This window comes from Veillonella atypica KON, from assembly GCF_002959915.1.
Taxonomy (GTDB): domain Bacteria; phylum Bacillota; class Negativicutes; order Veillonellales; family Veillonellaceae; genus Veillonella; species Veillonella atypica.
Genome location: NZ_PPDE01000008.1, coordinates 156139 through 170837 on the forward strand (window position 1 = coordinate 156139; position 14699 = coordinate 170837).

Annotated in this window: 14 protein-coding genes; all 14 read left to right on the forward strand. The window is 39.9% G+C overall.

The window, feature by feature from the left end; translation table 11 throughout:
* Positions 1-7: 7 nt before the first annotated feature.
* Complete coding sequence (gene rfaE1 / locus VAHSUH02_RS04655; RefSeq protein WP_005383877.1) at positions 8-1486, forward strand: D-glycero-beta-D-manno-heptose-7-phosphate kinase; 1479 nt, start codon at positions 8-10, stop codon at positions 1484-1486.
* The gene (gene rfaD, locus VAHSUH02_RS04660) at positions 1483-2448 is read left to right on the forward strand and encodes an ADP-glyceromanno-heptose 6-epimerase (protein ID WP_005383876.1); all 966 of its coding nucleotides are present in this window, start codon (positions 1483-1485) and stop codon (positions 2446-2448) included. Before rfaE1 ends, rfaD begins: the two co-directional genes overlap by 4 nt.
* Positions 2449-2499: 51 nt before the next feature.
* Entirely contained in the window at positions 2500-3000 is a 501-nt protein-coding gene (locus VAHSUH02_RS04665; RefSeq protein WP_005383875.1) for a D-glycero-alpha-D-manno-heptose-1,7-bisphosphate 7-phosphatase, read from the forward strand.
* Positions 3001-3051: 51 nt separating this feature from the next.
* Positions 3052-4071: a glycosyltransferase family 9 protein gene (locus VAHSUH02_RS04670; protein ID WP_005383874.1), complete on the forward strand. Its 1020-nt coding sequence runs from the start codon at positions 3052-3054 to the stop codon at positions 4069-4071.
* On the forward strand, positions 4071-5108 hold the full coding sequence (locus VAHSUH02_RS04675; protein ID WP_005380800.1) for a glycosyltransferase family 9 protein: 1038 nt from the start codon (positions 4071-4073) through the stop codon (positions 5106-5108). Before VAHSUH02_RS04670 ends, VAHSUH02_RS04675 begins: the two co-directional genes overlap by 1 nt.
* Positions 5109-5111: 3 nt before the next feature.
* Complete coding sequence (locus VAHSUH02_RS04680; RefSeq protein WP_005383872.1) at positions 5112-6095, forward strand: 3'-5' exonuclease; 984 nt, start codon at positions 5112-5114, stop codon at positions 6093-6095.
* A 46-nt stretch (positions 6096-6141) separates the two neighbouring features.
* Positions 6142-7533 (forward strand): aminopeptidase, encoded by a 1392-nt coding sequence (locus VAHSUH02_RS04685; RefSeq protein ID WP_038148912.1) that lies wholly within the window; start codon positions 6142-6144, stop codon positions 7531-7533.
* A gap of 51 nt (positions 7534-7584) precedes the next feature.
* Entirely contained in the window at positions 7585-7962 is a 378-nt protein-coding gene (locus tag VAHSUH02_RS04690) for a hypothetical protein (RefSeq protein ID WP_005383868.1), read from the forward strand.
* Between the two features lie 133 nt (positions 7963-8095).
* Positions 8096-9073 carry an ABC transporter substrate-binding protein gene (locus VAHSUH02_RS04695; RefSeq protein WP_005378884.1) on the forward strand — a complete coding sequence of 326 codons (978 nt, stop codon included), beginning with the start codon at positions 8096-8098 and terminating at the stop codon, positions 9071-9073.
* A 24-nt stretch (positions 9074-9097) separates the two neighbouring features.
* Complete coding sequence (locus VAHSUH02_RS04700) at positions 9098-10078, forward strand: ABC transporter substrate-binding protein (protein ID WP_005383866.1); 981 nt, start codon at positions 9098-9100, stop codon at positions 10076-10078.
* A 14-nt stretch (positions 10079-10092) separates the two neighbouring features.
* Positions 10093-10965 (forward strand): ABC transporter permease, encoded by an 873-nt coding sequence (locus tag VAHSUH02_RS04705; RefSeq protein ID WP_005378866.1) that lies wholly within the window; start codon positions 10093-10095, stop codon positions 10963-10965.
* Between the two features lie 10 nt (positions 10966-10975).
* Positions 10976-11773 (forward strand): ABC transporter ATP-binding protein, encoded by a 798-nt coding sequence (locus VAHSUH02_RS04710; protein ID WP_005379071.1) that lies wholly within the window; start codon positions 10976-10978, stop codon positions 11771-11773.
* A 186-nt stretch (positions 11774-11959) separates the two neighbouring features.
* Positions 11960-12226: a 30S ribosomal protein S15 gene (gene rpsO, locus VAHSUH02_RS04715; protein WP_005379030.1), complete on the forward strand. Its 267-nt coding sequence runs from the start codon at positions 11960-11962 to the stop codon at positions 12224-12226.
* Between the two features lie 402 nt (positions 12227-12628).
* Positions 12629-14698 (forward strand): polyribonucleotide nucleotidyltransferase, encoded by a 2070-nt coding sequence (locus VAHSUH02_RS04720; RefSeq protein WP_005383864.1) that lies wholly within the window; start codon positions 12629-12631, stop codon positions 14696-14698.
* Position 14699 lies beyond the last annotated feature (1 nt).

A 14699-nucleotide genomic window follows, 5' to 3' on the forward strand; every position in this document is an offset into this window, starting at 1 on the left:
GGGACCTATGATTACAAAAACAGTGAATGAGTTTTTGACAAATTCATTACCGAACCTAAACATTGCAGTTATCGGTGATGTTATGGTGGATCGTTATGTATTTGGCGATGTGAGCCGTATTTCACCAGAGGCTCCTGTGCCGGTCAATCGCGTATCCTCTGTGAAAGAAGTGCTTGGCGGGGCAGGTAACGTAGCGTCTAACTTAGCCAATCTCGATTGCCATGTCTATTTAGGGGCCGTAGCTGGTGTCGATGACCATGGTAGAGTGCTCGATAACTTATTGGCCGCTGATCATATTGATACATCCGGTCTCATCCATGATGAAAGTCGGTCTACGATTACTAAAATGCGTATTTTAGGTGACCGTCAACAAATGATGCGCCTCGATTTTGAAACGATTACACCTATTACAGCTGCTGAAGAAGAACAATTAATCAGTTGGCTAGAAGAGCTTTGTCAACGTGGATTACAAGGCATCGTCATATCCGATTATGGAAAAGGCGTATGCACACCGACATTGTTGCAACATGTATTCAAGTTGGCGAACACGTATCAAGTACAGACCATCGTAGATCCTAAGGGTGCTGATTGGTCCAAATATGATGGTGCTACATGTATTACACCGAATGTAAAAGAATTGGGTGAATCCTTAGGTCGTGTGATTTCGAATGATGATACCTCAGTTATTGAGGCAGCTAAGGAAGTACTTAATAAGGTTAATATTAAATATATTATTGGTACTCGTTCCGCTAAGGGGATTACCGTTGTGGCTAAGGATGGTAGAACTTGGCATAATCCAGCAACACAACAGGATGTATTCGATGTGAGTGGCGCTGGTGATACGGTCGTAGCTATGATGATTTCATGCTTAGCCAGTGGCTTATCCATGCGTTTAGCCCTACATATCGCCAATGGCGCTGCTGGCATCGTCGTATCTAAGGTGGGAACATATCCAATTCATCGCCAAGAGTTGATTGAGTTATGGCGCTCTGTACGACAATTGACAACATCTAGTCCTTTATATACGAAAGAAGAAATGAAGGCGTTAATCGATAAATGGCAAAGCATGGACGAAACCGTTGTATTTACAAATGGTTGTTTTGATATTCTGCATCGAGGGCACATTACGTATTTACAAGAGGCGGCACAACTTGGGGCTCACCTCATTATTGGACTTAACTCTGATGCATCTGTTAGACGTTTAAAGGGTGAAACAAGACCTATCGTATCCGAAGAGGATAGAGCAGCCTTATTAAGCGCCTTACAATGTGTAGATGGTGTTGTCCTTTTTGAGGAGGATACACCTGCCGAATTATTAGCGTACTTACGCCCTAATATTCTTGTTAAGGGCGGCGATTATAAAAAAGAGGATATCGTTGGTAGAGAATCTGTAGATGAAGTAGAGGTACTTTCATTTAAAGAAGGATACTCTACATCGGATATCGTAAAGAAAATAGCCACGATGGCTAAGGAGGGGAAATTATGATTATTGTAACTGGTGGTGCCGGTTTTATTGGTAGCAATATTGTGAAAGCCTTAAACAAACGCGGTCGCAATGATATTTTAATCGTTGATGATTTAACAGATGGTCGTAAAATTCGCAATCTCCAAAATTTAGATTATTTAGATTACATTGACTGTGATGATTTTGATGCTGCCATTGCAGACGGCACATTCAATGTAGGTCCTATTGAAGTCATTTTCCATGAAGGTGCATGTGCAGATACGATGGAATACAATGGCAAATATATGATGAAGAACAATTACGAAGGTTCCAAAAATCTATTCCACTATTGCCAAGATCGTGCTATTCCATTTATCTATGCATCCTCTGCATCTACGTATGGCAATGGTACAAATGGCTTTGTTGAAACGCCAGAAGCAGAAGAAGCGTTAAATCCGTATGCATATTCTAAGCTATTATTTGACCGCTATGTACGTAAATTTGAGGGCGAATATACAGCGCAAGTGGTAGGTTTGCGTTATTTCAATGTATTTGGTCCTAATGAAGCACATAAGGATAAAATGGCATCTCTAGTACGCCAAATGTTCTATAAAAACCAAGAAACAGGCGTTATCAATTTGTTTGAAGGCACAGATGGCTATGAAAATGGTGGTCAAACACGTGATTTCATCTATGTCAAAGACGTGGTAAATGTAAACTTCTATTTCTGGGAACATCCTGAAATTTCTGGTACATTCAACTGCGGTACAGGTCACGCACATAGCTTCAATGAATTCATGCAAGCTGTTATTGACTATAATGGTAAAGGTCGCATTGAATACATTCCGTTCCCAGAAGTGTTGATTGGTAAATACCAAAGCTTTACCGAAGCAGACACGACTAAATTGATGGCTGCTGGCTATGATAAAGGCTTTACACCATTAGCTGATGCCGTAAAAGAATATTGTGAATTATTAGATAATAACGAAGGTTACTTGCGTTAATTTGTTGTGACAGATTAATGTCAATTCTTTGATAATTGTAAAGGATGTAGTATGAGAAAGGTGTTATTCCTCGATAGAGATGGGGTTATCAACAAGGATGTTTCCTATCTCTATAAGATAGCGGATCTACAGTGGGTTGATGGTGCAAAAGAAGCATTGAAATTAGCCCATGATTCTGGTTATGAACTGATAGTCGTAACAAACCAAAGTGGTGTGGCACGAGGTTATTATAAGGAAACCGATGTACAAATCCTACATGATTATATGGGGAATGAACTATTTAAAGCGGGTGCCCCTATCTTGCATTTCTATTATTGCCCACATCACAAGGATGGCACTGTAGAACGCTATGCTGTCGATTGTAATTGTCGTAAACCAAAGCCTGGTATGATTTTGCAAGCTATCAAGGATTTTGATGTTGATGTAGAACATAGCTTTCTTATCGGTGATAGCCAACGTGATGTAGATGCTGCTGAGGCCGCAGGGGTAAAGGGATATCTGTTTACAGAACCCAATCTATTACATTTCATGAAAAAGATTTTAAAACACTAATTTTTGGATGAACCACATTTGTGTGTATTCTTCGTTCATAGAGGGGTTATTATGAAGGACTATTCCAATATACTCATCATAAAAATGAGTTCCTTAGGTGATGTCATTCACGCATTGCCAACATTATATGCATTGCGCCAAAATTTGCCGCACGCAAAAATTACCTGGGCTATACATGAACAATTTGCGAGCCTCTTGCCAGGTACCCCTTGGGTGGACGAAGTAATTGTCATCGATAAGAAACAATTAAAATCGCCGTCTTATTTATGGAATCTTCGTAAAGAACTACATAGTCGTCATTTCGATATGACCTTAGATTTACAATGTATCGCCAAAAGTGCCATTGTATCTCTACTATCTGGTTCTCCTGAGAAATATGGCTATTGGGAACTTCGCGAAGGCAGTCAATTAGTTAATAAAGCTCTAGTAGGAGCTCATAAATATGATCACGTTATTGAGCGCTATCTCGATACGGTACGTGCCTTAGGTGGCGAAGTGGATGGCGTGGAATTTCCAATGCCTCATGACCATGCAGCAGAAGGGAAGATTCGCAACCGGCTGTCTGAACTAGGTGTAACCGATGATTATGTTGTCGTTGTACCTGGTGCGAGATGGATTGTTAAGGAATGGCCGTTATTAAATTTTGGTGAATTATGTATTCGCCTTTGTGAAAGTGGTAAAAAGGTGGTCATTGCAGGTTCGTCTGATGATAGTGAAAAAGGTCAATTTATAGAAAACTATGTGAAGAGCGATAATCTCATTAATTTAGTTGGTCAAACGACCATGGCTGAGTTAATCGAGTTGATTCGTCACTGCCATATTTTCATCAGCGCTGATACGGGGCCTTTACATATTGCCAATGCATTAAAGAAACCATTAATTGCATTGTTTGGTACGACATCACCGCATAGAACGGGCCCATATGGGGGCAGTCATGTGCATCTTATTATTTCCCCTACATCTAAGGCTACACCTGAACAGCCACTAGTAGATGATCCCCACTGTATGGCACAAATTCCAGTAGATGCGGTATGGGATGTGTATTCTGAAATGTTGAGAAAGGATTTATGATGGAACTTGATTACAAACGTATTGTCGTAACCTTTCTCATGCATTTAGGCGATGTAGTATTAACGACTCCATTTCTAGAGGTGTTGCGTAAAGCAGCACCTCATAGTCATATCACCTATGTGATTGATGAAAAGTTACAAGATGTGATGAAATACAATCCTTATATCGATGATTTGATTACGGTCGATAAAAAAGGACGTCATAATAGCATTAAAGGGTTAAATGAGATCGCTCGTCGCATTAACGACCAAGGTCGTCCAGATATCGTTATCAACCTGCATCCTAATGAACGTACATCATATTTGGCATGGAAAATTCACGGTAAGGTAACGACAGGGATGAGTCATTTCTTATTTAGACCATTTATGACGAAATATACCCGTCTTGATCGCAAGACACGTCATGCTGCTGATATGTACATTAACGTATTAGAGCAATTAGGCGTCACCGACGTAGCTAATCACGGATTACATATAGAGACTAGTAAGGAATGGAATGACGAGGTATTCCGTTTTTATAAAAGCCAAGGCGTTATGCCTCGTGATAAGATTATTGGTTTTAATATTGGCAGTGCAGTGCCTGAAAAACGATGGCCCGCAGAGCGCTTTGCAGATGTAGCCGATTATTTTGGCAATAAAGGGTATAAAACTGTATTCTTTGGGGGCCCCATGGATTTGGACATGGTAAAACCTGTTGTAGAACAGATGAAGACGTCGCCAATCGTGGCTACAGGTGCTTTTAAATTGGGCCCTTTAGCTGCGGCCATGAAATGGTGTGACTTGCTGATTACGAATGATTCTGGACCTATGCACGTAGCCATTAGTCAGGGTGTTCCTATCGTAGCCCTTTATGGACCGTCTAATCCATTTTTCTATGGTCCGTACCAAGCAAAATCTATTGTACTTGAGTCGATGGACCATTATGAAATTGGTAAAAGCATGAAACAGGTTATTAAAGAAGGCAAGTACAAAGGTATTTCTGTTATTACCGAAGAACAAGTGATTAAGGCAGCTGAAACATTACTGCAGGAATCGTAAGTTATGGATTATATTATTTTTGATTTAGAGTGGAATCAACCATATAGCAACGACATTAGCTTTATGAAACGAGCACGGATGCCGTTGACCGGTGAAATCATTCAAATCGGAGCTATTAAGCTCAATGAGAATTTAGAGATTGTGGATTCGTTCACAATGTATGTAAAACCTAAATATTTACCACATATGCATAAGCATGTAAAGGCCCTTACAGGAATCACTAATCAAGATTTGAATCGCGGTGTCCCATTTAGGGCGGCCTACAGTCATTTTCAACAATGGTGTGGCAAGGATTATATGCTCCTATCTTGGGGCGCTGACGATATTCTTATATTGCGAGAAAATTTATTGCTCCATAAATTAAAGAGTATCGACTATGATTCTTGGGCGGATGCACAGATGCTATACAGCTATCAACGATATGGCACGACACAACAGTACTCCGTAGCTCATGCGATGGAGGATTTACACATATCATCTGAAGAATTATCTGCTCATAATGCACTTCACGATGCTATATTTACAGCACATATCTGCCAAAAGCTAGATTTGCCAACAGCATTATTGCATTATGATTCCATACGGAAAGAGGCGCCAAATCCATTTTTATATCCACCGGGTTTGACCTTCTTTATGTACGATAACTTTCAAGAAAAGAAACGCATCGTTTATGATAGACGGGTGCGACTATCCTTTTGTCCCTATTGCCAAAGCCGGTTGGAAACAACACGCCCTGAGCGGGTACAAGGGGATAAGCACTTAGCCATTGGCGTTTGTCCGAAACATGGAGCATTTGCCATTCAGTTAAAAGTAGGAAAATATACGATTAAGTCGGGAATTACCAAGTTTTATGTAACAAAGGTATTGAGTCATAGTACTGATGAAATCGATAAACTATATAGAGAAAAATCGGAAATTAACCGAGAGAAAGAGCGGCTCTACTATGAACGCCGTCAAAAAGAATTATTAGAAAAATCAAAAGCATAACACACGATATATTGTGCTGTATGCTTATATAGAAAGGGATGAAATTATGGAACGTAAATATGCTTGGCATAATTATGACGAACAAACATTACAAGACGTGATGTCATTAGGTGACTCGTATCGTCAATTTTTGGATAATGGTAAAACAGAACGCGAATGTGTCATTCAATCTGTAGAAGCTGCCAAAAAAGCTGGCTATGTTGATTTAAAAAACTTGATTAAATCTAACACGCCAATTAAAGCGGGCGATAAGATTTACTATACTCATATGGATAAATCTATTGCGCTATTTAATATCGGTACCGATGATTTAGACCTCGGTATGAACATCCTTGGTGCTCATATCGATTCTCCGCGCATTGACGTAAAACAAAACCCTCAATATGAAGATAGCAATTTGGTGTTTTGGGATACACACTACTATGGCGGTATAAAAAAATACCACTGGGTAGCTATGCCGCTTGCCATTCATGGGGTTGTAGTAAAAACAGATGGTACACGCATCAACATTAATATTGGTGATAAAGAGTCTGATCCTGTATTCTGCATTACAGATTTATTGCCTCACTTAGGACAAGAACAAATGCAAAAGAATGCAGCCAAGGTGATTGAAGGTGAGGCTCTTGATCTTCTCATCGGTAGTCGTCCTGTTAAAGATGAAGAAAAAGAAGGGGTTACTAAATTTATTAATAACCTCCTTGAAAAAGAATATGGATTTGTAGAACGCGATTTATTATCTGCTGAACTTGAAATTGTACCAGCTGGTAAGGCGCGCGATATGGGCTTTGATCGCTCCATGGTATTAGCATACGGCCAAGATGACCGTGTCTGTGCTTATACATCCTTGGTGGCTATGCTCGAAGTTGATAAGGTAAAACGTACGACTTGCTGTTTATTGGTAGATAAAGAAGAAATTGGTTCCGTTGGTGCTACAGGCATGCAATCTCGCTTCTTTGAAAATGCGGTAGCAGAAATCTTAACATTGATGGGTAAACCTAATTCAGTAAATGTGCGCCGTACATTGGAAAATTCTCGTATGCTATCCTCTGATGTTAGTGCTGGATATGATCCATTGTATGCATCTGCTTTTGAAAAGAAAAATGCTTCTTACCTAGGTATGGGCGTCGTATTTAATAAATTTACCGGTTCTCGTGGTAAATCCGGTTCCAACGATGCCAATGCAGAATATATGGGCTTTATCCGCCGTGTAATGGAATCTAATAACGTAACATACCAAACGGCTGAACTTGGCAAGGTTGACCTTGGCGGTGGTGGCACCATTGCGTATATCATGGCCTTATATGGTATGAATGTAATCGACTGCGGCGTTGCTGTTCTTAGCATGCATGCACCATGGGAGGTTACATCTAAGGCCGATATTTATGAAGCAAAACGTTGTTACGTAGCATTTTTGAATGCAGATGATGAAACAATCTAGTATGATGGGGCTTTCACCATTGGTGAAAGTCCATGTTATGTGAGGTATAGGATGAAACAAACGGAATTAGGCGCTGCTATCGAGGCTGCGAAGGGAGAGGCAACAGAGGTTAAGACTGTAAAGGTCGATATTTTTGATATTCCTGAAACAAAGGCAAAAGAATACATCGCTACCCGCGAAGAGGTAGCTAAAGCTGCTATGGAGGTCATGAAACCATATTGTGTGACTGTTAAACGGGAAACCTTAGATGAAGATGAAGGGGAAGCCGTTGTGGGCTATTATGTAACGGGAGAAATTTTAATGTGTGTCATCCTTGACCCATTTGAAGTGCCCGTAATGAAGGTGGCCCTCGATAAGGGGACACTAAAAGAATACATTCTAGCAGCCAATGAATTGACAGAGGATATGCTAGCTTCTCTAGATAAATAATAAATCTGTTAGAATACAATATGTGCTCTACATAAGGACAAATGTAAAATACTTTAGTCTGATACATTGATGTAGTGCACAAAGTTGTTTATAATAGAAGTATTATTATTTCGAATATAGGAAGGAAGACCCAATGAACTTGAAAAAAGGCATTGCCCTCGCGCTCACGGCGGCAGCATTGATGGCTTTCACAGGCTGTGGCACAAATGAAACTACATCTAATGGAGAGTATAAGGTTGGTGTTGTACAACTCGTAGAACATCCAGCACTAGATGCGGCAAATAAAGGTTTTGTTGATGCTCTTAAGGAAAAGGGCTTATCTGATAAAATTACCTTTGATCAACAAAACGCACAAGCTGACCAATCTAATTTGAATAGTATTGCACAGCGTTTTGTATCTGATCGTAAAAATTTGATTTTAGCAATTGCTACGCCAGCGGCTCAATCCATGGCGAATGCAACTCATGATATTCCAATCTTAGGTACAGCTATTACTGATTACGAAGCTGCTAAACTTGTTAAATCTAATGAACATCCAGGTGGTAATGTATCCGGTACATCTGATATGAACCCTGTAGAACAACAAGTAGATTTGATTTTAAAAGTATTGCCAAATGCTAAAACGATCGGTACGATTTATAGCTCTAGCGAAGTAAATTCTCAAATTCAAGTTGAAAAGATGAAAGCTTACGCAGCGACAAAGGGCATTAAGGTTGAAGAGGTTACTGTTTCCAATGTAAACGATATTCAACAAGCGGCACAAAACCTTGTATCTCAACGTGTTGATGCCATTTATGTACCAACAGATAATGTGGTAGCATCTGCTATGAGCAATCTTGTAGCGATTACCGACCCTGCAAAAATTCCTGTATTCGGCGGTGAAGATAACCACGTAAAAGGCGGTGCGGTTATGTCCTTATCTGTAGACTACTACAAACTTGGTTACCAAACTGGCTTGATGGCGGCTAAGGTTTTAACTGGTGAAGCTAAAGTCGAAGATATGCCGATTGAAATGCAAAAAGAATTCAAATTAGTTGTAAATAAAGATAAATTACAAAAATTGGGCATCACCTTACCAGAGGATTTGATGAACAAAGCAACTATGATTTAATACTTAACTGGTAAGGAGTTACACATGAACTGGAAAAAAGGTATTGCAGTGGCACTTAGTGCCATCACTGTTATGGCAATGGTAGCTGGTTGTGGTTCCAATACTACTACAACTAGTGACCAAAAGAAAATTGGCGTTATTCAATTAGTAGAACATCCATCCCTTGATGCTGCTAATAAAGGCTTTGTAGATGGTCTTGCATCTAAAGGTTTTAAAGATGGAGAAAACATTAAAATCGACCAACAAAATGCACAAGCTGACCAATCTAATTTGAATAGTATTGCGCAACGTTTCGTATCTGATAAAAAGGATTTAGTACTAGCGATTGCAACGCCAGCGGCTCAAACGATGGCAAATGCATCTCATGATATGCCAATCTTAGGTACAGCTATTACAGACTATGTAACCGCTAAACTCGTTCAATCCAATGAACACCCAGGTGGCAATGTAACTGGTACATCCGATATGACACCTGTTGAAAAAGAGGTCGATCTTATCATCGCATTAGTGCCAAATGTAAAACGCATTGGTGCTATTTACACATCCTCTGAAATCAACTCCCAATTACAAGTTGAAAAAATGAAAGCCTATGCTGCTACAAAAGGTATTACAGTTGTAGAAGCTACCGTTTCCAACGTAAACGATATTCAACAAGCAGCAACAAATCTTGTAAATCAAGATGTACAAGCTATTTATACACCAACAGATAATGTATTAGCATCTGCTATGGCTAACTTAGCACAAATTACAGATGCTGCTAAAATTCCAGTATTTGCAGCTGATGAAGGTATGACAATGACTGGTGGTGTAGCAACATATTCTGTAGATTATTATAAATTAGGTTATCAAACAGGTTTGATGGCAGCTAAAGTTCTTTCTGGCGAAGCAAAAGTTAGCGATATGGCCATCGAAACACAAAAGGATATTAAATTGACTGTCAACGAAGAACGTGCTAAAAAATTAGGTATCACAATTCCTGATGCACTTCGTAAAGATATGAAATAAAAGAGGAGATTTTGATGTTAGATTTAGTGGTAGGCACCATAACAACAGGCCTTTTGTGGTCCTTGTTGGCGGTCGGTGTATTCATTACCTTCCGCGTTCTTGATGTGGCCGACTTGACTGTTGAAGGGACATTCCCAATGGGGGCGGCCATTTCCGCCATCTTGATTACAACTGGTATGAACCCAATTCTTTCTATTTTGATTGCTGGCGTAGGTGGCATGGCTGCCGGTGCCGTAACAGGTTGGATCCATACAAAATTAAAGATTCCTGCATTGTTAGCTGGTATCTTAACGATGATTGCTTTATATTCCATTAACCTTCATATTATGGGGAAAGCCAACGTATCCTTACTTCGCATGGATACAATTTATACAATTATTGGTAGCGTGCTTCATACACCAAATATGTGGTCTGCTGCCATTGTTGGTGTTATCGTAGCTGTTGTTGTATGTTTATTACTGTTCTGGTTCTTCGGTACTGAAATTGGTACCGCATTACGTGCAACAGGCGTTAACCCTCAAATGATTCGCGCCCAAGGCGTGAACACAGATAATATGATCGTTCTTGGCCTATTAATTTCCAACGGTTTCGTTGGTATGTCCGGTGCGCTTATCGGTCAATTCCAAGGCTTTGCCGACGTAGGCATGGGTATTGGTACCATCGTAATCGGCTTGGCATCCGTTATTATCGGTGAGGTTGTATTCGGTACAAAATCCTTTGTTCGTAGCCTCATTGCTGTAGTACTTGGTTCCATCGTATATCGTATCGTTATCGCTGCTGTACTCTACATGGGTATGCCACCAAACGATTTAAAATTATTCACTGCTATTCTTGTTGCCATCGCGCTTTCTTTGCCTACATTGAAAGCCAAATGGTTAGCTCGTTAAGGAGGACACTATGTTAGAAGTAAAAAATATGGTAAAGACCTTCTTTAAGGGCACAATTAATGAAAAAACTGCACTACAAGGCATCGACCTTCGTTTAGAAGAAGGCGATTTCTGTACCGTAATCGGTGGTAATGGTGCTGGTAAAAGTACATTGCTAAACTCCATCGCTGGTGTATTTCCTGTCGATGAAGGCAGTATTACCATCAATAATATTGATGTAACAAAAATGCCAGAATACAAACGTGCTAAATACATCGGCCGTGTATTCCAAGATCCTATGGTTGGTACAGCAGGCAATATGCAAATCGAAGAGAACTTGATTCTTGCGATGCGCCGTGGTAAAAACTTAGGTCTTAAATGGGCTTTTAAAGATAGCGAACAAGCATTCTTTAAAGAACGCCTTGCACTATTAGGTCTAGGCCTTGAAGACCGTCTATCTGCACGGATGGGCCTATTATCTGGTGGTCAACGCCAATCCATTACATTGCTTATGGCTACTATGCTTCGTCCTGATTTATTACTTTTGGACGAACATACAGCAGCACTTGATCCTAAGACAGCTGAAAATGTATTGCAATTAACAGATAAACTTGTTTCAGAACATAATCTAACAACCCTTATGATTACTCATAACATGCGTGATGCATTGCGCTTTGGTAATCGTCTTATCATGATGGACGCTGGTCGTATCATCTATGATGTAAAAGGGGAAGAAAAGAAAAAATTAACAGTTGCTGATTTGTTACAAAAATTTGAAGTAGCTGGCGAAGGTGCCTTAAGCGACCGTATGATGCTCGGTTCAAAATAAGTACCTAAATAATATAGTTTAAAAAAGAGGGGATATTATCCTCTCTTTTTTCATGAAAACCTTTACACTATGGGGATTATACTGTATACTTAACTAAGTCATAAGACATATCGTAAGCGAAGTATTCGAATCTCCAACGGTTACTTAAGCTTATCGGGATTATTATTTTTTTAGGAGGTAACATTAATGTTAACTACAGAAGCTAAATTAGCAGTAATTAAAGAATACGCTACTCATGAAGGTGACACTGGTTCTCCAGAAGTACAAGTTGCGATTTTGACAAGCCGCATCACATACTTAACTGAACACTTGAAAGAACACAAAAAAGACCATCATTCCCGTCGTGGTTTGTTGAAATTAGTTGGTCAACGCCGTAACATGCTTGACTACCTTCGTCGTAAAGATATCGAACGTTACCGTTCCCTTATCGAACGTCTTGGTCTTCGTAAATAATACAATTAGCCGTCCATTTGGACGGCTTTTTTATTTTATTTCCTTGTGTTATAATGAATTTAGGCAAAGGGAAACAACTGCCGATAATCTATTGTGGAAACACAGAAAAAAGGACAGAGCGGCAACTCTGTCCTTTTTATTGTGCTAGTTGCTATTTAAATCTACTATCTAGCCACTTGATGACGTAATGGCAAGTTACACCACCTATGATAGTGATTATAAGGGAAACAACATAATCTACCATAGAAACACCTCCTTTCTGTTGCCAGATTAGGAGTTAGCAACATTTTAAGTATAGCATAATAGAATGAATAAACGTATATTATAATAATTCGCTTATTTTTTACTGATGATATATAATAATAAGGTATACGTATAAGAAGATTTTTAGGAGGAATAGGAATGGAACAATTCCAAATGGACCTAGCTGGTCGTACGCTTACGATCGAGACTGGGGAACTTGCAAAACAAGCTGGCGGTGCCGTAATGGTTGGTTATGGCGATACACGCGTACTCGTTACCGCTACAGGTTCTAAAGAGGCGAAGGATATCGATTTCTTCCCACTCACAGTAGATTATGAAGAAAAAATGTATGCTATTGGTCGTTTACCAGGTGGCTTTATTAAACGTGAAGCACGTCCACCTGAATCTGCTATCTTGAATAGCCGTTTGATTGACCGTCCTATTCGTCCACTATTTGATAAAGGTGTACGTAACGAAGTACACGTTGTAGCTACAGTTATGTCCGTAGATCAAGATTGTGATCCTGCTATCTGTGGTATGATTGGTGCATCTGCAGCATTATCTATTTCCGATATTCCATGGGCTGGCCCAATTGCTGGCGTTCGCATGGGTCGTGTAAATGGTGAATTTGTCGTTAACCCAACAAAAGCACAATTAGAAGAAACTGATCTTAATATTGTAGTAGCTGGTACTAAAGATGCTATCCTCATGGTTGAAGGTGGCGCGCAAGAAGTTCCAGAAGAAACAATTCTTGAAGTTATTATGACTGCTCACGAAGAAATTAAGAAAATCGTTGCATTCCAAGAAGATGTAAAAGCTAAAGTAGGCAAGGAAAAACGCGTATTTGAAAGCAAAGATGTACCTGCTGAAATCGCTGATGCAGTTCGCGCATATGGTCACGATAAACTTGACGCAGCCGTTCGTTGTGCAGATAAACAACAACGGGATGCACAAGAAACTGAAGTACGTGAAGACGTATTAGCACATTTCGCAGACATCTACCCAGATAACTTAGCTGATGTAAATAAAGCATTTGATGCGATGACGAAGGAAATCGTTCGTCATATGATCACTGTTGAAAAAATCCGTCCAGATGGCCGTAAACTTGATGAAGTTCGTCCAATCTCTTGTCGTACAGGCGTATTGCCTCGTACACATGGCTCCGGTCTATTCACACGTGGTCAAACGCAAGTATTGAACGTAGCTACTGTAGCGCCATTGTCTGAAAAACAAACAATTGATGGCATCGGTTTAGAAACAGAAAAACGCTATATTCACCACTACAATTTCCCATCCTTCTCCGTAGGGGAAACTCGTTCCTCTCGTGGTCCTGGACGTCGTGAAATCGGTCATGGTGCTTTAGCTGAACGCGCATTGGTACCTGTCATTCCTAGCGAAGATGAATTCCCATATGCATTGCGTTTAGTATCTGAAGTATTAGAATCTAATGGTTCTAGCTCCATGGCTTCCGTATGTGGTTCTACATTGTCCTTGATGGATGCTGGTGTGCCTATTAAAGCTCCTGTAGCTGGTATTGCTATGGGTCTTGTAACACAAGGTGAACACTACACAATCTTAACAGATATTCAAGGTATGGAAGATGCTCTTGGCGATATGGACTTCAAGGTGGCTGGTACAGCTAAGGGTGTAACTGCCATCCAAATGGATATTAAAATTTCTGGTTTGTCTCGTGAAATTCTTCATGAAGCATTGGAACAAGCTCATAAAGGTCGCATGCATATCATGGGCATTATGTTAGATACCATTGCTGAACCTCGTAAACAAATGTCCCAATACGCTCCACGCATCATTACAATGAAAATCGATCCAGATAAGATTCGTGACGTAATTGGTTCTGGCGGTAAAGTAATCCGTAGCATCATTGACGAAACAGGTGCAAAAATTGACATCGAAGATGATGGTACTGTATTTATCGCTTCTGTAGACCAAGAAGGTGCTGCAAAAGCGCAACAAATCATCGAAAACCTTACTAAAGAGGTTGAAGTAGGTGAAGTATATCTTGGTAAAGTAACTCGCTTGATGGCATTTGGTGCTTTCGTAGAAGTATTACCAGGTAAAGAAGGTCTTGTACACATTTCCAAACTTGCAAAAGAACGCGTTGAAAATGTAGAAGACGTTGTAAATGTAGGCGACGAAATTATGGTTAAGGTTATCGAAATTGATAAACAAGGCCGTATTAACTTGTCCCGTAAAGATTGTTTGAAATAAG